Below are 23,475 nucleotides of genomic sequence, written 5' to 3' on the forward strand. Positions count from 1 at the left end.
CCCGCGCTTCTGCGCAAGCGGCGCAGGCCACACGCGCAAAGAGAACAAGGTCACAACCGCAGCCTCTGCTGCTCGTCCGTCGATCTGTCCTAGCATCCGGGCATGACGGTCCTGCCTGACGAAGGCCTCTCCCTCGCGGCCGAGTTCCCTGACGCCACCCATGAGCAGTGGCAGCACCTGGTGGCAGGTGTGCTGCGCAAGTCGGACAAGGAGGTCTCGGGCGCCGAGGCGGAGGAGGCCCTGTCCACCGTGCTGGAGGACGGGCTGCGCGCCCGCCCCCTGTACACCGCGCGCGACACCGCCCCCGATCCCGGCCTGCCCGGCTTCGCGCCGTATCTGCGCGGCGGGCGGCCGCAGGGCAACGCGGCCGGCGGCTGGGACGTGCGCCAACGGCACACGGTGGCCGACCCGGGCGCGGTCCTGGCCGACCTGGAGAACGGCGTCACCTCCCTGTGGCTGGCCGTCGGCGAGTCCGCCGGCATCCCGGTCTCCGCGCTCGGCCGGGCACTCGACGGCGTCTACCTCGACCTGGCGCCCGTCGTCCTGGACGCGGGCGAGGAGACCGAGCCGGCCGCCCGGGAACTGCTGCGGCTGTACGCCGAGCGCGGCATCGCCGACGACGCGGTACGCGGCAGCCTGGGCGCCGACCCGCTGGGCCACGAGGCCCGCACCGGAGCGCCGTACGACGTCGCGCCCGTCGCCGGACTGGCCCGGCTCTGCGCCGAACGCCACCCGGAGCTGCGCGCGTTCACCGTCGACGCGCTGCCCTACCACGAGGCCGGCGGCTCGGCCGCCCAGGAGCTGGGCTGCTCCCTGGCCACGGGGGTGGCGTACCTGCGGGAGCTGACCGCCGCCGGTCTGGACGTCGAACAGGCCTGCGCCCAGCTGGAGTTCCGGTACGCCGCCACCGCCGACCAGTTCCTCACCGTGGCCAAGCTGCGGGCGGCGCGGCGGCTGTGGGCCCGGGTGGCCGAGGTGTGCGGGGCCCGGCGGGCGGGCGCCCAGCGCCAGCACGCGGTGACCTCGCCGGTGATGATGACGCGCCGCGACCCGTGGGTGAACATGCTGCGCACCACGGTCGCCACACTGGCCGCCGGGGTCGGCGGGGCCGAGGCCGTCACCGTGCTGCCCTTCGACCACGCGCTCGGCCTGCCGGACGCGTTCGCCCGCCGCATCGCCCGCAACACCTCCACCATCCTCATCGAGGAGTCGCACCTGGCGCGGGTGATCGACCCGGCCGGCGGCTCCTGGTACGTGGAGCGGCTGACGGACGAACTCGCCCACGCGGCGTGGGAGTTCTTCCAGGAGATCGAGCGCGCCGGCGGCCAGGCGGCGGCGCTGCGCTCCGGCATGGTCCGTGAGCGCCTCGCCGAGACCTGGGCCGCGCGCAGCGCGAAGCTCGCCAAGCGGCGCGAGCCCATCACCGGCGTCAGCGAGTTCCCCTTCCTGGCCGAGAAGCCGGTGGTCCGCGAGCCCGCGCCCGAGCCGCCCTCCGGGGGCCTGCCCCGGGTGCGGCGCGACGACGCCTTCGAGACGCTGCGGGCCCGCTCCGACGCCCACCTCGCCGCGACCGGTGCCCGGCCGCGGATCTACCTGGCCGCGCTCGGCCCGGCCGCCGCGCACACCGCGCGCCTGACCTTCGCCTCCAACCTGTTCCAGGCGGGCGGCATCGAGCCCGTCACCGAGGGCACGTTCGAGGAGAGCGGCGCGCGGGAGGCGTGCCTGTGCTCCAGTGACGCGCTGTACGAGGAGCAGGCCGAGTCCGTCGCCGGCCGGCTGCGGGCGGCGGGCGCCGAGCACGTGTTCCTCGCGGGTCGCCCGGGGCAGTACCCCGGGGTCGACGCGTACGTCTTCGCGGGCTGCGACGCCGTCGCGGTGCTCTCCGCCGCCCTCGATCGCATGGGAGTGTCCTGATGTCCATCCCCGACTTCACCGGGATCGAGCTGGGAGCGCCGGCCGCCGACGCCGGCCCCGACGAGTGGCGCACGGCCGTGAAGCGGGCCGCCGACGGCGCGGACCTGCTCTGGGAGACCCCGGAGGGCATCACCGTCAAGCCGCTGTACACCGGGCAGGACCTGGAGGGCCTGGACTTCCTGGGCACGTACCCGGGCATCGCCCCGTATCTGCGCGGCCCGTACCCGACGATGTACGTCAACCAGCCGTGGACCATCCGCCAGTACGCGGGCTTCTCCACGGCCGAGGAGTCCAACGCCTTCTACCGGCGCAATCTGGCGGCCGGTCAGAAGGGCCTGTCGGTCGCCTTCGACCTGCCCACGCACCGCGGCTACGACAGCGACCACCCGCGGGTGACCGGTGACGTCGGCATGGCGGGCGTGGCCATCGACTCCATCTACGACATGCGCCGGCTGTTCGACGGCATCCCGCTGGACCGGATGACCGTGTCGATGACGATGAACGGCGCGGTGCTGCCGGTGCTGGCGCTGTACATCGTGGCGGCGGAGGAGCAGGGCGTGCCGCCGGAGAAGCTGGCGGGGACCATCCAGAACGACATCCTCAAGGAGTTCATGGTCCGCAACACCTACATCTACCCGCCGAAGCCGTCGATGCGGATCATCTCCGACATCTTCGCCTACACCTCGCAGCGGATGCCCCGCTACAACTCCATCTCCATCTCCGGCTACCACATCCAGGAGGCCGGGGCCACGGCCGACCTGGAGCTGGCGTACACGCTCGCGGACGGCGTGGAGTACATCCGGGCGGGCCGGGAAGCGGGCCTGGACGTCGACGCGTTCGCGCCCCGGCTGTCGTTCTTCTGGGCGATCGGCATGAACTTCTTCATGGAGATCGCCAAGCTGCGTGCGGCCCGGCTGCTGTGGGCGAAGCTGGTCAGGCAGTTCGACCCGAAGAACGCCAAGTCGCTGTCGTTGCGCACCCATTCGCAGACCTCCGGCTGGTCGCTGACCGCGCAGGACGTGTTCAACAACGTCACGCGTACGTGCGTGGAGGCGATGGCGGCCACCCAGGGCCACACCCAGTCGCTGCACACCAACGCCCTCGACGAGGCGCTCGCGCTGCCCACCGACTTCTCCGCGCGGATCGCCCGCAACACCCAGCTGCTCATCCAGCAGGAGTCCGGCACCACCCGGGTCATCGACCCGTGGGGCGGCAGCGCCTATGTCGAGAAGCTCACCCACGACCTCGCGCGCCGCGCCTGGCAGCACATCGAGGAGGTCGAGGCCGCGGGCGGCATGGCCAAGGCCATCGACGCGGGCATCCCCAAGCTGCGCATCGAGGAGGCCGCGGCCCGCACCCAGGCCCGCATCGACTCCGGGCGGCAGCCGGTGATCGGCGTGAACAAGTACCGGGTCGAGACCGACGAGCAGATCGACGTGCTCAAGGTCGACAACTCCTCGGTGCGCGCCCAGCAGATCGAGAAGCTGCGGCGGCTGCGCGAGGAGCGGGACGAGACCGCCTGCCGGGAGGCGCTGGACGCGCTGACCCGCGCCGCCGGGGGCGAGGGCAACCTGCTGGAGCTGGCGGTGCACGCGGCCCGGGCGAAGGCGACGGTCGGGGAGATCTCGGACGCCCTGGAGAAGGTGTACGGCCGGCACGCGGGCCAGATCCGTACCATCTCCGGTGTGTACCGCAACGAAGCCGGGGAGTCGCCGTCCGTGGACCGCACCCGGGCCCTGGTGGACGCCTTCGCCGAGGCCGAGGGCCGCCGGCCGCGCATCCTGGTCGCCAAGATGGGCCAGGACGGCCACGACCGCGGCCAGAAGGTGATCGCCACGGCCTTCGCCGACCTCGGCTTCGACGTCGACGTCGGCCCGCTGTTCCAGACCCCGGCCGAGGTGGCCCGCCAGGCCGTCGAGGCGGACGTGCACATCGTCGGGGTCTCCTCGCTGGCCGCCGGGCACCTCACCCTCGTACCGGCGCTGCGCGAGGCGCTCGCCGAGGAGGGCCGCGAGGACATCATGATCGTGGTCGGCGGGGTGATCCCGCCGCAGGACGTGCCGACGCTGCTGGAGATGGGCGCGGCGGCCGTGTTCCCGCCGGGCACGGTGATCCCGGACGCGGCCCACGACCTGCTGACCCGGCTGGCGGCCGGGCTCGGTCACGACGATCTGTGAGGCCGTGACCCGCATGGCGATCGATCTGGACACGTACGTCAAGGGCGTGCTCGACGGCAAGCGGGCGGTGATCGCCCGCGCGATCACCCTCGTGGAGTCCACCCGCCCCCAGCACCGGGCGCTGGCCCAGGAGCTGCTGACCGAGCTGCTGCCCTACAGCGGCAGGGCGCGGCGGGTCGGGGTCAGCGGGGTGCCTGGGGTGGGCAAGTCGACGTTCATCGACGCCTTCGGCACGATGCTGACCGGGCTCGGGCACCGCGTCGCGGTGCTCGCCGTCGACCCCTCCTCCAGCCGGACCGGCGGCTCGATCCTCGGCGACAAGACCCGGATGGAGCGCCTCGCCGTCGACCCGGCGGCCTTCGTCCGCCCCTCCCCCACCGCCGGCACGCTCGGCGGTGTGGCGAAGGCGACGCGCGAGTCGATCGTGGTGATGGAGGCCGCGGGCTACGACGTGGTCCTGGTCGAGACGGTCGGGGTCGGCCAGTCCGAGACGGCGGTCGCCAACATGGTCGACTCCTTCCTGCTGCTCACCCTGGCCCGTACCGGCGACCAGTTGCAGGGCATCAAGAAGGGCGTCCTGGAGCTGGCCGACGTGATCGCCGTCAACAAGGCGGACGGCCCGCACGAGCGCGACGCCCGCGCCGCCGCCCGCGAACTGGCGGGCGCCCTGCGGCTGATGCACGGCAAGGACGCCTTCTGGACGCCCCCGGTGCTCAGTTGCAGCGCCCGGGAGTCGGCCGGCCTGGATGCCGTCTGGGAGCGCCTGGAGCAGCACCGCACGCTGCTGGACTCCACGGGCCGGCTCGCCGCCCGGCGCCGCGACCAGCAGGTCGACTGGACCTGGACGATGGTCCGCGACGAACTGCTGGGCCGGCTGCACGCCGACCCCGAGGTGCGCTCCCTCGCCCCGGACCTGGAGCGGCAGGTCCGCGACGGGGAACTGACGGCCACCCTGGCGGCCGAGCGCATCCTGGACGCCTTCGGGGGCGGCGGAGCCGGCCGGCAGCGGTGAAGGGCGGGGACGGGCCACCGAAGGTGACGTAGTATCACCAGGTCATCGCCGCGACGGGAGATCAGGAAGCCGGTGCGAATCCGGCACGGTCCCGCCACTGTGACCGGGGAGTGCACCCCCTCGACATGCCACTGCGCACCGCGCGGGAAGGCGGGGGAACGTCGATCCGGGAGTCAGGACACTGGCCTGTCGCGGGCCCGTTCCGAGGAGCGCGGACTCCCCAGGAGGCTTCACGTGTACGACGGCATGTCCCGTCCCCCGCTGTTCTCCCCTGCCCGCAGGCGACGCCCGCTGCGTGTCACGGCCGCGGCCCTGGCCCTGACGGCGGCCCTGCTGACCGCCGGCTGCGGCTCGTCCGGCGACGGCGCCGCCGAGCACCCGAAGGCCGCGGCGCCGGCCGAGGGCTTCCCCGTCACCGTCGACAACTGCGGTGTGCGGACGACGTACGACAAGCCCCCCTCGCGGGTCGTCACCATCCACCAGCATCCGGCGGAACTGATGCTCGCGCTCGGCCTGAAGGACCGCATGGTGGGCACCGCCTTCCCGGACTCGGCCGTACTGCCCGAGCTGAAGAAGGACCACGAGTCGGTACCCGAACTGGCGAAGCGGGAGCCGTCCTTCGAGAAGGTCCTGGAGGCCGAGCCGGACCTCGTCTACGGCGGTTACGCCAGCGCGTTCGACGAGAACGAGGGCCGCTCCCGCGAGGCGTTCGCCGACGCGGGCATCCACACGCACCTCAACCGCGAGTACTGCGGGAAGGAGCGGGTGACGATGGAGGACACGTACGCCGAGATCCGCACCATCGGAAAGATCTTCGGCGTCCCCGACCGGGCGGAGAAGCTGGTGTCCGACCTCAGGAGCCGGGTCGACAGGGCCGCCGAGGCGGTCCGGGACGAGCCGGCGGTGCCCGTCTTCGTGTACGACAGCGGCGACAAGGCCGCGTTCACCGCGGGCGGCAAGAGCCTGGGCACCGAGCTGATCCGGCTGGCCGGCGGCAGGAACGTCTTCGCCGACCTCGACGACGTCTTCGGGGACGCCTCCTGGGAGCAGGTCGTGGAGCGCAGGCCCGAGGTCATCGCCGTCTACGACTACGCCGGTGCCGGAAGCGTCGAGCGGAAGAAGCAGTTCCTGCTGTCCCGGCGGTCCCTGGCCGACGTGCCCGCGATCAGGAACAAGCGGTTCGTCGTGCTGCCGCTGACCGCGACCCTGGTCGGCATCCGGTCGGCGTACGCGGTCGAGGACCTGGCCCGCGGGCTGCACCCCGAGAGCTTCCGGTGACGGCCACGGAAGTGCCCGCCGAACCGGCCGTCCGGGAACGGACACCGGGTGGCGGCCGGACCGGCCGGGTGCCGCTGACCGTCACGCTGGCCGTCCTCGCCGCCCTGCTGGTGCTCTCGGCCACGGCGGGTCTGGCCATCGGCTCGGTGCACGTGCCGCCCGGCCAGGTCTGGGGCATCGTGACCCACGCACTGGGCGCCGGCTGGGTGGAGCCGGACTGGTCGGGGGCGCGGGAGACCATCGTGCTGGACGTGCGGGCGCCGCGCGTACTGCTCGGCGCGGTGACCGGCGCCGGACTCGCGGTCGTCGGCACCGCACTGCAGGCCCTGGTCCGCAACCCCCTCGCCGAGCCGTATCTGCTGGGCGTCTCCTCCGGGGCGTCGCTCGGCGCGGTCTCGGTGATCGTCTTCGGGGTGAGCCTGCTGGGTCCGGTGTCGCTGTCGGCCGCCGCCTTCGCCGGTGCCCTCGGCGCGCTGCTGCTCGTCTACGCAACCGCCCGCACCGGCGGCCGGATCACCTCCACGCGGCTGGTGCTGTCCGGGGTGGCGATCGCGGCGATGCTCACCGCGGTCCTGAACCTGCTGCTGCTCACCACCGACCGGGGCAACGAGGCCCGCGCGGTCCTCGCCTGGACCCTCGGGGGTCTCGGCGGCGTCGACTGGAGCACGCTGTGGCTGCCGGGCCTGGCCGTGCTGCTCGGCATCGGCGTGCTGCTGGTGCAGGCCCGCAGTCTCAACCTGCTGCTGGCCGGTGAAGAGGCCGCCACGACGATGGGACTGGACGTGGCCCGCTTCCGGGCCCGGATGTTCGTCCTGCTCTCCCTCGTCACCGGTGTGCTGGTGGCGGCGGCCGGGCCGATCGGCTTCGTGGGCCTGATGCTGCCGCACATCGTCCGGCTGCTCGTCGGCGGCGACCACCGCCGCGTCCTGCCGACGGCCGCGCTGGGCGGGGCGGTCTTCCTGATCTGGGCCGACGTCGCGGCACGTACCGTCGCCGCGCCGCTGGAGATCCCCGTCGGCGTGCTCACGGCCCTGTGCGGCGGGCCGTTCTTCCTGTGGCTGATGCGCCGGGACGCCCGGCGGCACACCGGCCGAGGAACGACATGAGCGCCTCCGGGCTGTCCGTGGACGGCGTCACGCTCACCGCCGGAGCGCGTCGCCTGGTCCACGACGTGTCGCTGACCGCCGGCCCCGGTGAGGTGATCGGGCTGGTCGGCCCCAACGGCAGCGGCAAGTCCAGCCTGCTGCGCGCCGTCTACCGGGTGCTGCGCCCCGCCTCGGGCCGCGTGCGCGTCGACGGCGCCGACGCCTGGTCGCTGCCGGTGCGGCAGCTGGCCCGCACCGTGGCGGCGGTGGTGCAGGATTCGGGCACCGACGTCGACCTCGCCGTCCGTGAGGTCGTGGCGATGGGCCGCACTCCGCACAAGCGGCTGCTCGCCGGTGACACGCCCGAGGACGCCGCGCTGATCGAGTCGGCGCTCACGTCGGTGGACGCCACGGGTCTGGCCGACCGCCCCTTCGACCAGCTCTCGGGCGGGGAACGGCAGCGCGTGCTCATCGCCCGGGCCCTCGCCCAGGCTCCCTCCCTCCTGGTCCTGGACGAGCCGACCAACCACCTCGACATCCGGCACCAGCTGGAGGTCCTCGGGACGCTGCGCCGCCTGCCCGCCACGGTCCTGGTGGCCCTGCACGACCTGAACCTGGCCGCGTACTACTGCGACCGCCTCTACGTCCTGCGCGACGGCGAGGTCGCCGCCTCCGGCCCGCCCGCCGAGGTGCTCACTCCGCGTCTGCTGGCCGAGGTGTACGGCGTGGCGAGCGAGGTCGCCGTGCATCCCGGCACCGGCGCGCCCCAGGTGACGTTCCTGCCGGGGAGACCGGTCCCGGCCGGCCCGGAGGGGGCGGACCGCGCCGTCGGGTGAGTGCGGGAGGGGCGGGGCCCGGGGCCGTCCGTCGGGCTGCCGGGGCAGCCGGGGGGCTCCCGTCGGGTCCGCCGGGGAGGCGGGTGGCGGGACCGGCAGCCGCCGCTCGGGAGCGCGGGGGGCCGGGACCGGCAGCCGCCGTTCGGATCGGCCGGGAGAGGGCGCCGCGGTCCGCCTCGCCGGGGGCGGGTACCCGGTCGGCGGACCCCTCAGTGACGGGGAGATGAGGACGCATGATCTCCGACACGGTGACAGTGGCAGTGCCCTCCGGCCGGGCGCGTCTCCCCGGCGACCTGGCGGTTCCCGCCGGGGCGCGTGGCGTGGTGCTCTTCGCGCACGGCAGCGGCAGCTCCCGGTTCAGTCCCCGCAACCGCGCGGTCGCCGCGGAGCTGCGGCGGGCCGGGTTCGGCACGCTGCTGCTGGACCTGCTGACCGAGCGCGAGGAGGAGCGGGACGCGGTGACGGGCGAGCACCGCTTCGACATCGCCCTGCTGGCCGGGCGCCTGGCGGACGCCGTCGACTGGCTGGCGGAGCGTCCGGACACCGCCGACCTGCCCGTGGGCCTGTTCGGGGCGAGCACGGGCGCCGCCGCGGCCCTGATCGCGTGCGCCGAGCGGCCCCGGCGGGTCGCGGCGGTGGTGTCCCGGGGCGGACGCCCGGACCTGGCCGGCGACGCACTCGCCCAGGTCCTGGCGCCGGTCCTGCTGATCGTCGGCGGGCACGACGAGACGGTGCTCGGCCTCAACCGCCGGGCCGCCGAGCGGCTGCCCGGGCCGCACGAACTGCACGTGGTGCCCGGCGCGACCCACCTGTTCCCCGAACCGGGCGCGCTGGAGCAGGTGGCCGGGGCCGCGGCCGACTGGTTCCGGCGCCACACGGGCGACGGACGCGGCGGACCGCGGGAGGCCGCTGACGGCTGACGGCCGGTGCCGCGCCCCGCCGGTCCACGGGCGGCACCGCTGCCGCGCCGGGACACCGGCACCGCCGCCGCCCGGGGAGGGCGACCGGGCGGCAGCGGTGCCGTGGGTCAGGCGGCGGACGCCGGCGCCGGAGCGCCCCCGGCCTCGGCCTCCGCCAGCCACCGGATCAGCGAAGTGCGGGCGCGGGAGACGCGTGAGCGCACCGTGCCGACGGGGCAGTCGCTGACGACGGCGGCTTCCGCGTAGGGAAGGCCCAGCAACTGGGTGAGGACGAAGGCCTCCCGCCGGTCGGCGGGAAGCGTGTCCAGCAGTTCGGCCAGGGCGATGCCCTCGTCGAAGCCCGGCAGGTCGCGCGGCTGGGCGCGCTCGGCCGCCGCCTCCCAGTCCTCCCGGTCCGACAGGCGGGGGCGGGCGGCGCCGTGGCGGATGCTGTCGATCACCGCGCGCCGGGCGATCGAGAGCAGCCATGTGCGGGCCGAGGAGCGGCCCTCGAACCGGTGCAGGCTGCCGAGGGCCCGCAGGAAGGTGTCCTGGGCCAGGTCGTCGGCGTTCTGCGGGTCCGCGCCGAGGAACGTCACGTAGTGCCGGACGTCCCGGTGCAGGGCGCGTACGAAGTGTTCGACGGCGTCGGTGTCGCCGCCGCGGGCGGCGAGGGCCAGGGCGGTGATCGACTCCTCTCTCGACTCTTTCCGGGCAGGGAGCAGGGCAGCAGTGGTCACCTGGGGGTCCTTCGGGGTGTACCGGACCGGCGCCCTGGTCGCCGCGCGCGGCGCCGGCGGCGCCGGGTCTGCGGCACGGCGGTGCCGGTGCCGGGGTGACGGCCGGGCACGGCTGTGCGCGGCCGGTGCCCGAGGCGGGAGCCGACGGCTCGTGGCTCCGTACCGCCTCGGGGTGGTGCCGGCTGTCGTCAGGCGACAGCGACCCCCGCGGGCGGGCCCCGATAGGTGATCGCACGGGTGAGGAGGAGCCGGTGCGGCACGCGGGCGGGACCGGTCCGGCGCGCCCTGACGCGCGGGCGGTCGGGCGGTGCGGGCAGCCGCAGCAGCGGACGCAGCGGTGCGAGGAACCGGGCGGCCAGGGCGCGCAGGATGCGGAAGGCGGCGCGTTCGCCGTGCGCGAGCCACAGGCCGCACAGCAGCGCGGCCAGCAGGTGGGCGGCGAGCATGCCGGCCGAGGACATGCCGCCCGTGCCGTGGTCCATGTGCGCCGACGTGCCCAGGGCGTCCAGGTGGCCGGCGGGGTGCACCGCGTGTGCGGCGGCCGTGCCGTGGTCCATGGAGTGGGCCGGCGCCGGAGCGGGCCCCGCCGGGGCACAGAGCAGGTGGTCCAGCCACCGCCGGCCCAGCGAGCCGCTGCCCGGCGGTCCCGGACGGGCGACCGCCTGGGCGAGCGAGAACGAGGCGTGCAGCGCGGCCTGGGCGGCCACCGTGGCGGAGCCGACCGGCAGCGGTCCGCGCTCCCGGCCGGCGGCCCACAGGGCCGTGCCGCCCGTGGCCGCGGCACCGGCAACCATGGCCCACCAGGGCACCGGGACACCGGACATCAGGACGTGACCCGTGGCGGCGAGCAGCACGCACACGGCCGCGAACACCGCGGCCCGTACCGTGCGAGAACACCACCCAGCAGTCATGGCGGCCTCATCCTCGCATCCGGGTCCCACGGGTCACGGGAGGGTACGGACATTGTCCCGGCACCCGACTCAATCCGACTCCCGTGACCCGGGTCACACTCGGCGGACGGCGTCGCCCGGGGTGCCGCTCACCGCCGGAGGACTCATCTTGGTAAGGGACGCCACGTCACCGGTTCGCCGTCCGACCGACCCACTCAGCACGGAGCGAGGGCCATGGCCCACACCGAGGAGGCCCCAGGCCGCCCCACCGGGCTGAAGGCCGACGCGATCGGATTCCTCGACGCCCTCGTCATCGGACTCAACTCCACCTCCCCGGCGTACTCGCTGGCGGCGGTCATCGGCCCGGTGGTGGCCCTGGTGGGCATCTACGCCCCGGGGGTGATGCTCGCGTCGTTCGTGCCGATGCTGCTGATCGCCTCGGCGTTCTACCACCTGAACCGGGTCGACCAGGACTGCGGAACGACGTTCTCGTGGGTCACCCGGGCCATGGGGCCGTGGGCCGGGTGGCTCGGCGGCTGGGCCATCGCCATGACCGGCGTCCTGGTCGTCGGCTCGCTGGCCGACGTCGCCGTGACCTTCGGTCTGCTCGCCGTGGGCCTCGACGGCTGGGCCGCCGACGAGGTCGTACGCCAGCTGCTCACCGTGCTGGTCATCCTGGTGATGACGGCCCTGTGCGTCATCGGCACGGAGCTGTCGGCCCATGTGCAGAACGTGCTGATCCTGGCCCAGGTCGCCTGTCTGGTCGCCTTCGCGGCGGTGGCTCTGTACCGCGTCTACGCCGGCACCGGCACGCTCGACTCCCTCAGGCCGTCGGTCGAGTGGCTCGATCCTTTCGGGTCCGGCGGCGCCCCTCTGACGGCGGCCCTGCTGCTGGGCGTGTTCATCTACTGGGGCTGGGAATCCGCGGTCAACCTGACCGAGGAGGTCGAGCACTCCGCCACCGCCCCCGGCAGGGCCGCGGTCTGGTCGACCGTCGTGCTGCTGGTGACCTACGTGTCGGTCGGGTTCGCCGTCGTGGCCTACGCAGGAACCACGTTCCTCACCGCCAACGCCGAGGAGGAGGAGTTCGTCTTCGCCCTGCTCGCGGGCGAGGCGATGGGCGGCTGGGACTGGGTCGTGCTGCTGGCGGTGTCCACCTCGGCGCTGGCCTCGACGCAGACGACGATCATCCCGGCGTCGCGCACGGCCCTGTCCATGGCCCGCCGCCGGGCGCTGCCCCGGCAGTTCGGCCGGATCCACCCGCGGTACCGCACGCCCGACGTGAGCACCTGGTGGGTCGCGGCGATCGCCATCGGCTGGTATCTGGCCGTCCGGCAGATCAGCGAAAGCGCGCTCTTCGACTCGCTCTCCGCGCTGTCGCTGCTCATCGCGTTCTACTACGCGCTCACAGGCGTCGCCTGCGCGGTCTACTACCGCCGCCGGCTGACCGAGAGCGTGCGCAACTTCCTGCTCATCGGCGTGGGCCCGCTGGTCGGCGCCGGGCTGCTGACGTGGTTGCTGGCGGAGTCCGTGATCGACATGTCCCACCCGGCTGGCTCCTACACCGGCGTCGCCTGGCTCGGTCTCGGCCCCCCACTGGTCATCGGCCTCGGCATCGCCCTCGTCGGCGTGGTCGTCATGTTCGTGTGGCGGTTCGTCGCGCCCGCCTTCTGGTCGGAACGCCCCGGCGTCGCGGACCCCGAGCCCGTCCGCCCCGAGGAGTCCTGAGATGGCGGTCGTCCTCGGATACGACGAGTCGGCGGGCTCGGTACGCGCCCTGCGGGTCGCGGTCGAGGTGTCGGCGGCGTTCGGCGAGCCGCTCGTACTGGTCTACGGCGCCGCGGCTCCCGGCTCCGTGGGCGAGGAGTACGCCTCCCACCACCAGGCACTCGTCGAATCCGGCCGCGCCGCTCTCCGGCACGCCGTCGAGGTGGCCGACGCGGCCGGCGTACCGACCGCGGTCGAGATCATCGACGAGAAGCCCGCGCAGGCGCTGCTCAGCGCGGCGGCCCGGCATGACGCGCGGGTCATCGTGGTGGGCGGCCGGGGCGAGAGCCCGATGCGCGGGGCCCTGCTGGGCTCGACCCCGCACAAGCTGCTGCACCTGTCCCGCGTTCCCGTGCTGTGCGTGCCGCCCGAGGAGTGAGAGCGGCCGGCCGGCCGCTTCAGCTCCCGGACGGGGTGAGCACCACGAAGTCCGCGTTCGACGGGTCGAGGCAGACGGCCAGCCGGCCGACGCCCTCCGCGTCCTCCGGTCCCATCTGCACGCTGCCGCCGTTGGCGGTGACCTGGGCGACGGCGGCGTCGCAGTCGGCGACGGCGAAGACCGGGTGCCAGTACGGCCGCCCGTTCGCCAGCGCGAGGTCTTCCCGGCGCAGCCCCATGACGCCGCCGTGCATGCGCTCCTCGGGCAGACCGGCCGGAGTGATGAGGGAGTACGTGCCCCCACCGCCCGGCAGCTCCATGTCACTGAACTGCCAGCCGAATACGCCGCCGTAGAACTCCTTCGCCGCCGCGGCGTCGCTCGTGTACAGCTCGGTCCAGGACAGCGAGCCCGGCTGGTCCACCAGTTCGACGCCCTTGGTCTTCCCCGGCTGCCAGACGGCGAACTGGCCGCCCAGCGGATCGCTGTACTGCGCCATCCGGCCCCAGTCCTCGAGGTCCATCGGCGCCACCCGCACCGTGCCGCCCGCGCGCTCCACGGCCTGGGTCGTGGCGTCCGCGTCGGTGACCGAGTAGTAGATCATCCAGGCCGGGCGCGCGCCCTTCTCGGTGAGCTTGCCGAGGCCCGCGACGATCTTGCCGTCCTTGCGGAACATCCCGCCTTCCGCGTCTCCTCCCTCTCCCTCTCCCATGGACTCGTACTCCCAGCCGAGCACCGCGCCGTAGAACGCGGCGGCCGCCCGGACGTCCGGCGCACCGAGGTCGAGCCAACAGGGTGAGCCGGGGGCGAATTCTGTGGTGATCACGGTGATTCCCTTCCGCGGAACGTGTCTGGCCTCAGCGTCGCACCCGGCACTGACACTCGCCCGCCGGCCTGGTCGTCCGGGTGCCCCTCAGGAATGTGAACGGGCGGCCGTCATCCCGGAGAGGGGGCGGGGCGGGGGCGGGGCGGGGGCGGGGCGGGACTTCGGGAGAAGGCCGGGACGACGGCTGCGAGCGGGCGTCCGACGGCGTCATCATGGCCGTATGACGGATCCGACGCACAACCCGCACGGCCCCACCGCACCCACCGGCCCGCGCGGCGCGGAGCACGTGGTCAACTCGCAGCAGGCCACGGCCTGGAACGGCTACGAAGGGCGGCACTGGGCAGACCACCAGGACCGCTACGACGCCATCAACGACGGGGCCAACACCCCCCTCCTCGACGCGGCGGCCATCGCCCCGGGCGACCGGGTCCTCGACGTCGGCTGCGGCAACGGCCGCGTCACCCGCCTCGCCGCCGGCCGCGCCGCGTACGCCCTGGGCATCGACCTGTCGGCGCCCATGCTGGAACGGGCCCGGGCGAGTGCCGCCGCGGAATCCGTCGGCAACGTGGGCTTCGTCCAGGCCGATGCCCAGGTCCACGACTTCGAGGAGGGCGCGTTCGACGTCGCCGTCAGCCGCTTCGGCGTCATGTTCTTCGCCGACCCGGTGGCGGGCTTCGGCAACATCGGCCGGGCCCTGCGCCCCGGCGGTCGTCTCGCCTTCGTCTGCCCGCAGAGCTTCGACCGCATGGACCAGTCCGCGGTCTTCGCGGCGGTCTCGGAGCACGTACGGCTGCCCGATCTGTCCCGGTCCACCGGCCCGAGCCCGCTGGCCCTCGCCGACCCCGACGACACACGTCGGGTACTGGCCGACGCCGGCTTCGACGACGTGGCCGTCGAGGGCGTCGAGGCGCCCCAGTACTGGGGCGAGGACGCCGAGGACGCGGCCGGCTTCCTCTTCGGGCTCGGGCCGCTGCGCCACTGGCTGCGGGAGGCGGACGCCGATGCCGACGCGCAGGAACGCGCCCGCCGGGCCGCGACGGACGCCTTCCGCGCGTACCAGGCGGACAGCGGCGTACGGCTGACCGGCCGCTACTGGCTCGTCACCGCCGTGCGCCCCCCGAAGTAGACGACCTGCCTCCGGAGGTCATCGGGGGTCAGGTCCACACCGCCTGCGCCACGGCGGCACCGAGGAACACCGCCCCCAGGCCGGCCGCGACACTGGCGACCACATTCGCGGCGGCGAGGAAGCGGGCCCCGGACTCCGCCAGCCGCAACGTCTCGTAGGAGAACGTGGAGTAGGTGGTCAGCGCCCCGCACAGCCCGGTGCCGAGCAGCAACTGCACCGAGTGTGAGGCGGCCCCGTAGGTGACGGCTCCGGTCAGGACGCCCAGCACCAGACAGCCGGTGACGTTGACGGCGAAGGTGCCCCACGGGAAGACCGAGTCGTGCCGGGCCCGGACGGCGCGGTCGGTCAGGTGGCGCAGCGGCGCACCGACCGCGGCGCCGGCGATGACGAACAGCCAGTTCACGCCCTGCTCCCCTTTGCTTCCTCGGCGCCTTTCGCTTCCTCGGCGCCCTTGCCTCCCTTGCCGCCCTTGTCCGCCTTAGCTCTCCTGGCCCCCTTGCCTCCCTTGTCCGCCTTAGCTCTCCTGGCCCCCTTGGCTCCCTTGGCTCCCTTGGCGGCCAGGCGGCGCGTCGCGGTCGCCGCGCACCACACCGCCGCCGACGCGGCCACCACCGTGGCGGCCAGGTAGGCCAGGCCGGTGCGGGCGTGGCCGTCCTGGAGGAGGCGCTGGATGTCGACGGCGTAGGCGGAGAAGGTGGTGAACCCGCCGAGCACACCGGTGCCCAGGAACGGCCGGACGAGCCGGTGGGCGACCCACACATCGGTGATGACGACCATGAACGCGCCGATCACCGCACAGCCGACGGCGTTGACCGCCAGCGTGGTCCAGGGAAAGGCGTCCGGGGCGGTGGGCCACAGCAATGAGGCCGCGTGGCGGGCGGCCGCGCCGAGCGCGCCGCCGGCCGCGATCACCGCGATCTCGGGCGCCTGCCCGCCGGCCGCACCGCCCCGTCGGGCCGGCGGCGAAGGGTCGACGTCCGGGTCGATGTCCGTTTCGACGCCCGGGGCGACGGGCTCGGGGGGCTGCTCGCGGGGCTCGGCCATCGGATATGCGTCTCCTACTCGTGCGGTGCCCGCGCAGGCGTGCGGGCGGCCGGTCGGCACAAGCAGGGACCGTTGGCGGCGACGGTGCCGCGGTTCGGGTACGGCGGGCCCCACCGCCGCGCGGCCGGGCTCCGGACTGGGAGGACGGCCGTCCAGGCCAGGATAACCGGGCGGCCCGCCCGCGCCGGCCGCCGGGCCCGACCGGCCGGCCGTGCCCGCCCACCGCCGGGTCCGGGGTCCGGCCGCGGCAGGGGTGGACGGCTCCCGTATCGTCTTCCGATATCGGAGTCCGTACACCCGTCTGTGCCGCCGAGGAGTGCGCCATGAACAAGCAGCCGACCACCCCCGCGGCGCCGGACGAGTTGCGGCGGCGGCTGGGCGTGTTCGACGCGGTGGTGATCGGGCTGGGGTCGATGATCGGTGCCGGCATCTTCGCCGCGCTCGGCCCGGCCGCGCAGGCCGCCGGCTCGGGGCTGCTGCTCGGGCTGGCCCTGGCGGCGGTGGTGGCGTACTGCAACGCCACCTCCTCCGCCCGGCTCGCGGCGCGCTACCCGGCCTCCGGCGGCACGTACGTCTACGGCCGGGCGCGGCTGGGTCCGTTCTGGGGGTATCTGGCGGGCTGGGGGTTCGTGGTCGGCAAGACGGCTTCCTGCGCGGCGATGGCCCTCACGGTCGGCACCTATGTGTGGCCCGGGCAGGCGCACGCGGTCGCGGTGGCGGCGGTGGTGGCCCTGACCGCGGTGAACTACGCCGGGATCCAGAAGTCCGCCTGGCTCACCCGCGCGATCGTCGCCGTCGTCCTGTCCGTGCTCGCCGCCGTCGCCGTGGCCGCGTTCAGCTCCGGCGACACGGACGCGGCACGGCTGGACATCGGTTCGGACGCCACCGTCGGCGGGGTGCTCCAGGCGGCGGGCCTGCTGTTCTTCGCGTTCGCCGGCTACGCGCGCATCGCCACGCTGGGCGAGGAGGTCCGCGACCCGGAGCGCACCATCCCACGGGCGGTCCCGCTGGCCCTGGGCATCGTCCTGGTGGTGTACGCGGTGGTCGCCGTCGCGGTGCTGACGGTGCTGGGACCGCAACGCCTGGCGGATGCCACCGCGCCGCTGTCGGACGCCGTGCGTGCGGCGGACGCCGGCTGGCTGGTGCCGGTGGTCCGGGCGGGGGCGGCCGCGGCGGCACTCGGCACGCTCCTCGCGCTGATCCTGGGTGTCTCGCGCACCACGCTGGCCATGGCCCGCGACCGGCACCTGCCGCACGCGCTGGCCGCGGTGCACCCGAGGTTCCAGGTGCCCCACCGGGCGGAACTCGTGGTGGGCGCGGTAGTGGCGGCGGTCGCGGCGACGGCGGACGTGCGGGGGGCGATCGGATTCTCCTCGTTCGGGGTGCTGGTCTACTACGCCGTCGCCAACGCCTCGGCCTGGACCCTGACCCCCGCGGAGGGCCGCCCGGTGCGGGCCGTCCCGGTGATCGGGCTGACCGGCTGCGTGGTGCTGGCCTTCGCCCTGCCGCGGACCTCCGTGATCGCCGGGGCGGCGGTGCTGGCCGCGGGGGCCGGGTGGTACGCGGTGCGCCGGGCGATGTCCGGGCGCCGCACCCCGTGACCGGGCGGCGTCGTGTGTCAGGCGTCGTGTGTCAGGCGTCGTCGCCGAGGACCTCGCGGGCCAGTTCCCGCAGGGCCTCGCGGTCCTCGGCGAGGGCCTTCTTCCCGGCCGCGGTCGCCTTGTAGACGCGGCGGGTGCGGCCGTCGACGACCTGCTGCTCGGAGGCCAGCAGCCCGTCCGCCTCCAGGCGGTGCAGCGTGGGATACAGGGTGCCGGGGCTGATGTCGTAGCCGTGCCCGGCCAGTTCCCTGGTCATCCAGGCGCCATGGATCTCGCCCTCGGCGGCGTGGTGCAGGATGTGCAACCGCACCGCGCCCCGCTGGAACTCCCGCACCGCGGCCCACCTCCCGCCCCGCCGGGCAGTCACGAATCCGATATCGGTTTCGCAAGTGTATGACCCACGGGACGGGCCCACCGGCGGCCGGTCACGCGTCCGATCGGCGTCCCCGGTGATCGTCGCCGGCAGCGTCCGCACGGAGTGCCGGTCAGCGCACCCCTGCGCGCGCTCCGACCGGCCACCGGCGGGAGGCTGGAAGGGGAGCTGGTCTTCGCGACTGAGGAGCCGACGTCATGGTCCGCTACGTGTACGACTTCACCGAGGGCGGCCGTGACCAGGCCGGCCTGCTCGGCGGCAAGGGTGCGAACCTGGCCGAGATGGCCCGGCTCGGTCTGCCGGTCCCGCCGGGTTTCACCATCAGCACCGAGGCGTGCCGGGCCTACCTGGCGACCGGCGCCGAGCCCGCGGGCCTGGCGCGGGAGGTGTCCGCACATCTGGCGGCCGTGGAGGAGGCGGTCGGCCGGCGGCTGGGCCGGCCGGACGACCCGCTGCTGGTGTCCGTCCGGTCCGGCGCCCGGTTCTCCATGCCCGGAATGATGGAGACCATCCTCGACATCGGCCTGAACGACGATTCCGTGCTGGGCCTGGCGAAGGTCTCCGGCAGCGAGCGCTTCGCCTGGGACTCCTACCGCCGGCTCGTGCAGATGTTCGGCAGCACGGTCATGGGCGTCGACGCGTCCCGGTTCGAGGACGTCCTGGCGCGGCTGAAGGAGCTGCGCGGTGCTCCGGACGACGTGCACCTCGACGCCGGCGACCTCGTCCACCTGGTGGAGGCGTACCGGGAGCTGATCCGCGACGAGACCGGGGAGGACTTCCCGCAGGTGCCGGCGGAGCAGCTGCGCCGGGCGATTCTGGCCGTCTTCCAGTCCTGGAACGGTGAGCGGGCCCGCGTCTACCGGCGGCGCGAGCACATCCCCGACGACCTCGGCACCGCCGTCAACGTGCAGTGCATGGTCTTCGGCAACCTCGGCACCGACTCCGGCAGCGGGGTGGCCTTCACCCGCGACCCGGCCACCGGGCGGCCCGGCCTGTACGGCGACTACCTGCCCAACGCGCAGGGCGAGGACGTCGTCGCCGGCATCCGCAACACCGTACCCCTCGCCGAGCTGGAGCGTCTCGACCCCCGCTCGTACGGGCGGCTGCTGGAGCACATGCGGACCCTGGAGCGGCACTACCGGGACCTGTGCGACATCGAGTTCACCATCGAGCGCGGTCGGTTGTGGATGCTGCAGACCCGGGTGGGCAAACGCACCGCCGAGGCCGCCTTCGCCATCGCCCGCGCGTTGGCCGACGAGGGGCTCATCAGTGCCGACGAGGCGCTGGCGAGGGTGAGCGGAGCGGGCCTGGCCCGGCTGATGTTCCCCCGCTTCGACGCCGCGGCGGCCGGCGTTCCGCTGGCCCACGGCCTGCCCGCCTCGCCCGGTGCGGCGGTGGGTGCGGCGGTCTTCGACTCGGCCGAGGCGGTGCGGCGGGCCGCGGCCGGCGAGCAGGTGGTCCTGGTGCGTCGGGAGACCACCCCCGACGACCTGCCCGGCATGGTGGCCGCCCGGGCGGTGCTGACCAGCAGAGGCGGGAAGACCTCGCACGCGGCCGTCGTGGCCCGCGGGATGGGCAAGGTCTGCGTCTGCGGTGCCGAGGAACTCGTCGTGGAGACCGCGGCCCGGCGGCTGACCACTCGGGACGGCACCGTGATCGAGGAGGGCACCGTCCTGTCGGTGGACGGCTCCGCGGGTGCGGTGTACACCGGGGCGGTACCGCTCGTCGACTCGGCGGTGATGCGCCACCTGGAGGCCGGTGGGGCTCCCGGGACCGACGGTGCCGCCGAGGCCGACGAGGAGTCGACCGGAGTGGTGGACGCCGTCATCCGCGCCCTGGACCACGCCGACACTGTCCGGCGGCTGGAGGTGCGGGCCAACGCGGACACGCCGGAGGACGCCGCGCGGGCCCGCCGGTTCGGCGCCCAGGGCATCGGGCTGTGCCGCACCGAGCACATGTTCCTCGGCGAGCGCCGCAAGCTGGTGGAGGAGATGATCCTGGCCCGCACGGACGCCGGGCGCGACCGTGCGCTGGACGCCCTGCTGCCGCTGCAGCGCCAGGACTTCACCGGCATCCTTCAGGCGATGGACGGCCTGCCGGTCACCATCCGCCTGCTCGACCCGCCGCTGCACGAGTTCCTGCCCGACCGCCTCGGCCTCGCCACCCGTATCGCCGCCGCAGAGGCCCGCGGCGATCGGCCGGACCCGCACGACGCCGAGCTGTGGGACGCCGTGAACCGCATGCACGAGGAGAACCCGATGCTCGGCCTGCGCGGCGTCCGCCTCGGGCTGGTGGTGCCCGGCCTGGTCGCCATGCAGGTGCGGGCCGTGGCCCAGGCCGTCGTGGAACGCATCCGGGCGGGCGGCCGCCCCCGGGCGGAGATCATGGTCCCGCTCGTCGGGGACGTCACCGAGTTCCGGCTCGTGCGGGAAGAGGTGGACCGTGTGCTGGCCGAGGTGTCCGACACCTCCGGCGTACCGGTGACCTGCCCGGTCGGCACCATGATCGAGCTGCCGCGCGCGGCGCTCACGGCCGGCCGGATCGCCGAGGGCGCGGAGTTCTTCTCCTTCGGCACCAACGACCTCACCCAGACCACCTGGGGCTTCTCCCGCGACGACGTCGAGGCCGCGTTCTTCTCCGCCTACCTCGACAAGGGCGTCTTCGCCACCTCCCCGTTCGAGACGATCGACCGCGAGGGCGTGGGCCGACTGGTGGAGATCGCCGTCGCGGAGGGGCGGGCCGTGCGGCCGGGCCTGAAGATGGGCGTGTGCGGCGAACACGGCGGCGACCCCGGCTCGGTGCACTTCTTCCACGCCGCCGGCCTCGACTACGTCTCCTGCTCGCCGTTCCGGGTCCCCGTGGCGCGGCTGGAGGCCGGGCGGGCCGCCGTGGGCGGGGACGCGAGCGACAGCAGGTGAGCGGGGGCCGGCCGCGCGGCAGTCCCGAGGAGCCGCGGTGGCCGGACCGCGCACCGATGATCGGAGAGGTGAGGCATGACCGACAGGCACACCGGCGCTCACGGCGACGGAACCACTGTACGGGTGCGGGCCGAGGGCGACGTCACCGAGGAGGACCTCGCGTACCTCCGGGAGAAGGCCGACGCCGCCCTGCGGCGTCCCGGTCTCCCGCCGGTCAGCGGCGAGGTGAGGATCACCAGGGCCACGGCTGCCCACACCGATCTGCCGTGGTCGGCCGCGGCCGAGGTACGGGTGGGCGGCGACCGCGTGGTCGTCCACGCCCACGAGGCGAGCGCCCGTGAGCTCGCCGACCGGCTGCACGACCGGCTGCCCGGCCAGGTGGACCGTGCCGCGCACCGCCGCGAGGACACCCGCAGGACGGCCGCACCGCCGCCGTGGCGAGGCGGGCCGCGGTGACCCGCATACCGCCCGGGATCCGGGCCCGGCACACGGCGGCCTCCCGCCTCCCGAGGGCCGACCGGCCCTGCCGGACCCGGCCGCACGGGTCCCGCGGGGAGCTTCATCGCCTGGGGCGGGCCCACGGCCCCTAGGACGGTCAGAGGCCGGGGCAGCGCGGTCGTGGCGGAACCGCACGGTGAGGTCGACCTGGGCACCGCTCTGCGGATGCCGCCGCGGTTCGCCGCGCCGACCTCCGGCCCGCGTCCCCGGCGCGTGCGGTTCAGGGGGCTTCCTGGCCGGGGTCTGCGGTCTTCGGGGGATGCGCGCGCAGTGAGCCGGGGTGGGCCTTGGCGGTCGGGTCGCGCCTGGTCTTGATCAGGCTCGCCACGGTGACGGCCGTGAGCACCACGGCGATCACGGCGAGGCTGACCGGCGTGGAAATCTCCGGAACTCGCTCATGCAGGTCGACGTGCGCCCAGTGCAGGATGAGCTTGACACCGATGAACGCGAGGATCAGCGCGAGTCCGGCGGACAGATACACCAGCCGGTCCAGCAGTCCCTTGACGAGGAAGAACAGGGCGCGCAGGCCGAGCAGGGCGAAGGCGTTGGCGGTGAAGACGATGTAGGGCTCCTGGGTGACCCCGAACACGGCGGGAATGGAGTCGAGCGCGAAGAGCAGGTCGATGCTGCCGATGGCGAGCAGGACGATGAACAGCGGGGTGACCATCCGGCGCCCGTCCACGCGGGTGACGAGTCTGCCGCCGACGTAGTCGCCGGTGACCGGCAGGAGCCGGCGAGCGGCTTTGACCATGACGTTGTCCTCCACGTCGGGGTCCTCGTCACGGTGCCGGAACAACTGCACGGCCGTGTAGATCAGCAGCAGACCGAACAGCAGGAACATGAACGAGAACAGCGCCAGCAGGGTGGCACCGAGCACGATGAAGACCGCGCGCATGGCCAGGGCGAGCACGATGCCGAAGGTGAGCACCTTGTGCTGGTGTTCCGCCGGCACGGCGAAGGTGGTCATGATGATGACGAAGACGAACAGGTTGTCGACCGACAGGCTCTTCTCGACGACGTAGCCGGCGAAGTACTCGGTGCCGAACTCGCCGCCGTATCTCGCGGCGAACCAGGCGCCGAAGCCCACCGCGACGAGGACATAGAACACCGACCACGCTGTCGCCTCGCCGAAGCCGACCCGGTGCGGGCGCGCGGCGGCCAGGACCAGGTCGACGGCGAGCAGGGCGAGGATCAGGGCGATGGTGACAGCCCAGGTGAGTGCGCTGATGTCCATACCGGTCCTCCATCCGGTTTCCGGGTCGGTCCTCGTTCGGCGGGAAGGCGGCGGTGCCGCCGGAGCGGCGGCTGTGAAGGCGGTGCGGACCACCCGGCAGGGCACGAGCAGCACGCCGGATGACATCAACCGGAAGAAATGTGGGAACTATGTACGAAACCTACAAACCAGACAGGGTGTCGTCATGGAAGGCGGTCACGATGGCTTTGTTGCTGTTCCTGATCCTCGTGGCAGTGGTCCTGGGCATCATCGGTACCGTGATCGAGGGGTTGCTGTACCTGCTCGTGATCGGCGTGGCCGTCTTCGTCTGCGCCCTCGCCTACGCCGCGGTGCGGTTTCGCAGGGGAGGCCGACGGCACCGCTGAACGCCGCGTCTCCGCACGGCCGCCGTCTCGGCTTCGGTCAGGAGGAAGGCAGCTCCTCGACGACGTCAAGTACCGCGGGCGGGGCCAGCCCGTTCGGCTGTATCGGCTCCTGTGTGCCGCCGGGTGACGACAGGATCGCTGTGAGGAGCAGTCCGAGAATGGCCACGGCGGCGAGTACCGCCGCGGTCACGGCGCTCCGTGAGCGCTGGTGGCCGCCGTCTGCGTGGTCGCCGGGACCCTCCTCGGCGGTCCGGTCCCCGGCCCGGCCGTCGCAGTGGCCCGTTCGCCGCTCGTCGGCTTGTGCCGTCCCTTCGCCGCACATGTCGGTGAACTGGCTGTTGATGGCGTCGATACGCTGGGCCAGTTCGGGATCCTCGCGGGCGAGACGTCGTTCGATCCGGGCGAACGCGTGCTCTTCATTCATCGCGGAACTCACAACCGATCACCTCGCTGTTCAGGCACTGACGAACCCGTGACCGAGGACCGCCGCCGGCCACGCCCTCCACTTCCTCCCGC

The 23,475-nt window shown here is 73.9% G+C and carries 21 protein-coding genes, 1 pseudogene and 1 riboswitch; of the genes and pseudogenes, 14 read left to right on the plus strand and 8 right to left on the minus strand.

Features of this window, described 5'->3' with window-relative positions:
* The first annotated feature begins 102 nt into the window (after window positions 1-102).
* From ACLGIH_RS03710 to ACLGIH_RS03740, 7 genes are all read left to right on the plus strand, one after another.
* A complete protein-coding gene (locus ACLGIH_RS03710) occupies window positions 103-1,914 on the plus strand; it encodes a methylmalonyl-CoA mutase family protein (RefSeq protein ID WP_416523766.1) in 1,812 nt (603 codons plus the stop codon).
* Complete coding sequence (gene scpA / locus ACLGIH_RS03715; protein WP_416523767.1) at window positions 1,914-4,091, plus strand: methylmalonyl-CoA mutase; 2,178 nt, start codon at window positions 1,914-1,916, stop codon at window positions 4,089-4,091. The genes ACLGIH_RS03710 and scpA overlap by 1 nt, the downstream gene beginning before the upstream one ends.
* Window positions 4,092-4,104: 13 nt before the next feature.
* Entirely contained in the window at window positions 4,105-5,103 is a 999-nt protein-coding gene (gene meaB, locus ACLGIH_RS03720; protein ID WP_416523768.1) for a methylmalonyl Co-A mutase-associated GTPase MeaB, read from the plus strand.
* Window positions 5,104-5,125: 22 nt separating this feature from the next.
* A riboswitch (cobalamin riboswitch) is annotated at window positions 5,126-5,307 on the plus strand.
* A 30-nt stretch (window positions 5,308-5,337) separates the two neighbouring features.
* Window positions 5,338-6,381, plus strand: coding sequence for an ABC transporter substrate-binding protein (locus ACLGIH_RS03725; protein ID WP_416523769.1), 1,044 nt, complete (start codon window positions 5,338-5,340; stop codon window positions 6,379-6,381).
* 11 nt (window positions 6,382-6,392) lie between these two features.
* Window positions 6,393-7,487, plus strand: a complete 1,095-nt coding sequence (locus ACLGIH_RS03730) for a FecCD family ABC transporter permease (RefSeq protein WP_416529275.1) — start codon at window positions 6,393-6,395, stop codon at window positions 7,485-7,487.
* Window positions 7,484-8,302: an ABC transporter ATP-binding protein gene (locus ACLGIH_RS03735; RefSeq protein WP_416523770.1), complete on the plus strand. Its 819-nt coding sequence runs from the start codon at window positions 7,484-7,486 to the stop codon at window positions 8,300-8,302. Before ACLGIH_RS03730 ends, ACLGIH_RS03735 begins: the two co-directional genes overlap by 4 nt.
* Before the next feature lie 233 nt (window positions 8,303-8,535).
* Window positions 8,536-9,222: a dienelactone hydrolase family protein gene (locus ACLGIH_RS03740; RefSeq protein ID WP_416523771.1), complete on the plus strand. Its 687-nt coding sequence runs from the start codon at window positions 8,536-8,538 to the stop codon at window positions 9,220-9,222.
* A 107-nt stretch (window positions 9,223-9,329) separates the two neighbouring features.
* On the opposite strand, the gene ACLGIH_RS03745 is transcribed toward ACLGIH_RS03740, so the two are convergent.
* Both ACLGIH_RS03745 and ACLGIH_RS03750 read right to left on the minus strand, forming a co-directional pair.
* Entirely contained in the window at window positions 9,330-9,941 is a 612-nt protein-coding gene (locus tag ACLGIH_RS03745) for a sigma-70 family RNA polymerase sigma factor (RefSeq protein WP_416523772.1), read from the minus strand.
* Window positions 9,942-10,129: 188 nt separating this feature from the next.
* Window positions 10,130-10,852, minus strand: a complete 723-nt coding sequence (locus ACLGIH_RS03750; protein ID WP_416523773.1) for a hypothetical protein — start codon at window positions 10,850-10,852, stop codon at window positions 10,130-10,132.
* A gap of 213 nt (window positions 10,853-11,065) precedes the next feature.
* Here ACLGIH_RS03750 and ACLGIH_RS03755 point away from each other — a divergent pair, with 213 nt between their 5' ends.
* On the plus strand, window positions 11,066-12,559 hold the full coding sequence (locus ACLGIH_RS03755; protein WP_416523774.1) for an APC family permease: 1,494 nt from the start codon (window positions 11,066-11,068) through the stop codon (window positions 12,557-12,559).
* A 1-nt stretch (window position 12,560) separates the two neighbouring features.
* A complete protein-coding gene (locus tag ACLGIH_RS03760) occupies window positions 12,561-12,977 on the plus strand; it encodes a universal stress protein (protein WP_416523775.1) in 417 nt (138 codons plus the stop codon).
* Window positions 12,978-12,996: 19 nt separating this feature from the next.
* On the opposite strand, the gene ACLGIH_RS03765 is transcribed toward ACLGIH_RS03760, so the two are convergent.
* Window positions 12,997-13,800: a VOC family protein gene (locus ACLGIH_RS03765; RefSeq protein ID WP_416523776.1), complete on the minus strand. Its 804-nt coding sequence runs from the start codon at window positions 13,798-13,800 to the stop codon at window positions 12,997-12,999.
* Window positions 13,801-14,020: 220 nt separating this feature from the next.
* Here ACLGIH_RS03765 and ACLGIH_RS03770 point away from each other — a divergent pair, with 220 nt between their 5' ends.
* A complete protein-coding gene (locus tag ACLGIH_RS03770; protein ID WP_416523777.1) occupies window positions 14,021-14,926 on the plus strand; it encodes a class I SAM-dependent methyltransferase in 906 nt (301 codons plus the stop codon).
* Between the two features lie 28 nt (window positions 14,927-14,954).
* Here ACLGIH_RS03770 and crcB read toward each other — a convergent pair whose 3' ends face one another.
* Window positions 14,955-15,329: a fluoride efflux transporter CrcB gene (gene crcB / locus ACLGIH_RS03775; protein WP_416523778.1), complete on the minus strand. Its 375-nt coding sequence runs from the start codon at window positions 15,327-15,329 to the stop codon at window positions 14,955-14,957.
* A 155-nt stretch (window positions 15,330-15,484) separates the two neighbouring features.
* Window positions 15,485-15,970, minus strand: a pseudogene (locus ACLGIH_RS03780) (fluoride efflux transporter FluC); the annotation flags it as partial.
* Between the two features lie 323 nt (window positions 15,971-16,293).
* Here ACLGIH_RS03780 and ACLGIH_RS03785 point away from each other — a divergent pair.
* Window positions 16,294-17,571, plus strand: coding sequence for an APC family permease (locus tag ACLGIH_RS03785; RefSeq protein WP_416523779.1), 1,278 nt, complete (start codon window positions 16,294-16,296; stop codon window positions 17,569-17,571).
* Window positions 17,572-17,602: 31 nt separating this feature from the next.
* Here the strand turns inward: ACLGIH_RS03785 and ACLGIH_RS03790 are convergent, their stop codons facing one another.
* Window positions 17,603-17,905 (minus strand): Rv3488 family transcriptional regulator, encoded by a 303-nt coding sequence (locus tag ACLGIH_RS03790; RefSeq protein WP_416523780.1) that lies wholly within the window; start codon window positions 17,903-17,905, stop codon window positions 17,603-17,605.
* Window positions 17,906-18,141: 236 nt separating this feature from the next.
* On the opposite strand from ACLGIH_RS03790, the gene ppdK reads away from it, so the two are divergent.
* Together ppdK and ACLGIH_RS03800 are read left to right on the plus strand one after the other, a co-directional pair.
* Window positions 18,142-20,862, plus strand: coding sequence for a pyruvate, phosphate dikinase (ppdK, locus tag ACLGIH_RS03795; RefSeq protein ID WP_416523781.1), 2,721 nt, complete (start codon window positions 18,142-18,144; stop codon window positions 20,860-20,862).
* A gap of 75 nt (window positions 20,863-20,937) precedes the next feature.
* The gene (locus ACLGIH_RS03800; RefSeq protein ID WP_416523782.1) at window positions 20,938-21,318 is read left to right on the plus strand and encodes a hypothetical protein; all 381 of its coding nucleotides are present in this window, start codon (window positions 20,938-20,940) and stop codon (window positions 21,316-21,318) included.
* A gap of 262 nt (window positions 21,319-21,580) precedes the next feature.
* On the opposite strand, the gene ACLGIH_RS03805 is transcribed toward ACLGIH_RS03800, so the two are convergent.
* Window positions 21,581-22,594: a TerC family protein gene (locus tag ACLGIH_RS03805; RefSeq protein WP_416523783.1), complete on the minus strand. Its 1,014-nt coding sequence runs from the start codon at window positions 22,592-22,594 to the stop codon at window positions 21,581-21,583.
* A gap of 200 nt (window positions 22,595-22,794) precedes the next feature.
* On the opposite strand from ACLGIH_RS03805, the gene ACLGIH_RS03810 reads away from it, so the two are divergent.
* Complete coding sequence (locus tag ACLGIH_RS03810) at window positions 22,795-22,959, plus strand: hypothetical protein (RefSeq protein ID WP_416523784.1); 165 nt, start codon at window positions 22,795-22,797, stop codon at window positions 22,957-22,959.
* A 37-nt stretch (window positions 22,960-22,996) separates the two neighbouring features.
* Here ACLGIH_RS03810 and ACLGIH_RS03815 read toward each other — a convergent pair whose 3' ends face one another.
* Window positions 22,997-23,383 carry a hypothetical protein gene (locus tag ACLGIH_RS03815; protein WP_416523785.1) on the minus strand — a complete coding sequence of 129 codons (387 nt, stop codon included), beginning with the start codon at window positions 23,381-23,383 and terminating at the stop codon, window positions 22,997-22,999.
* Between the last annotated feature and the right edge of the window lie 92 nt (window positions 23,384-23,475).

It is taken from the genome of Streptomyces hamibioticus (genome assembly GCF_047946815.1).
GTDB lineage: Bacteria > Actinomycetota > Actinomycetes > Streptomycetales > Streptomycetaceae > Streptomyces.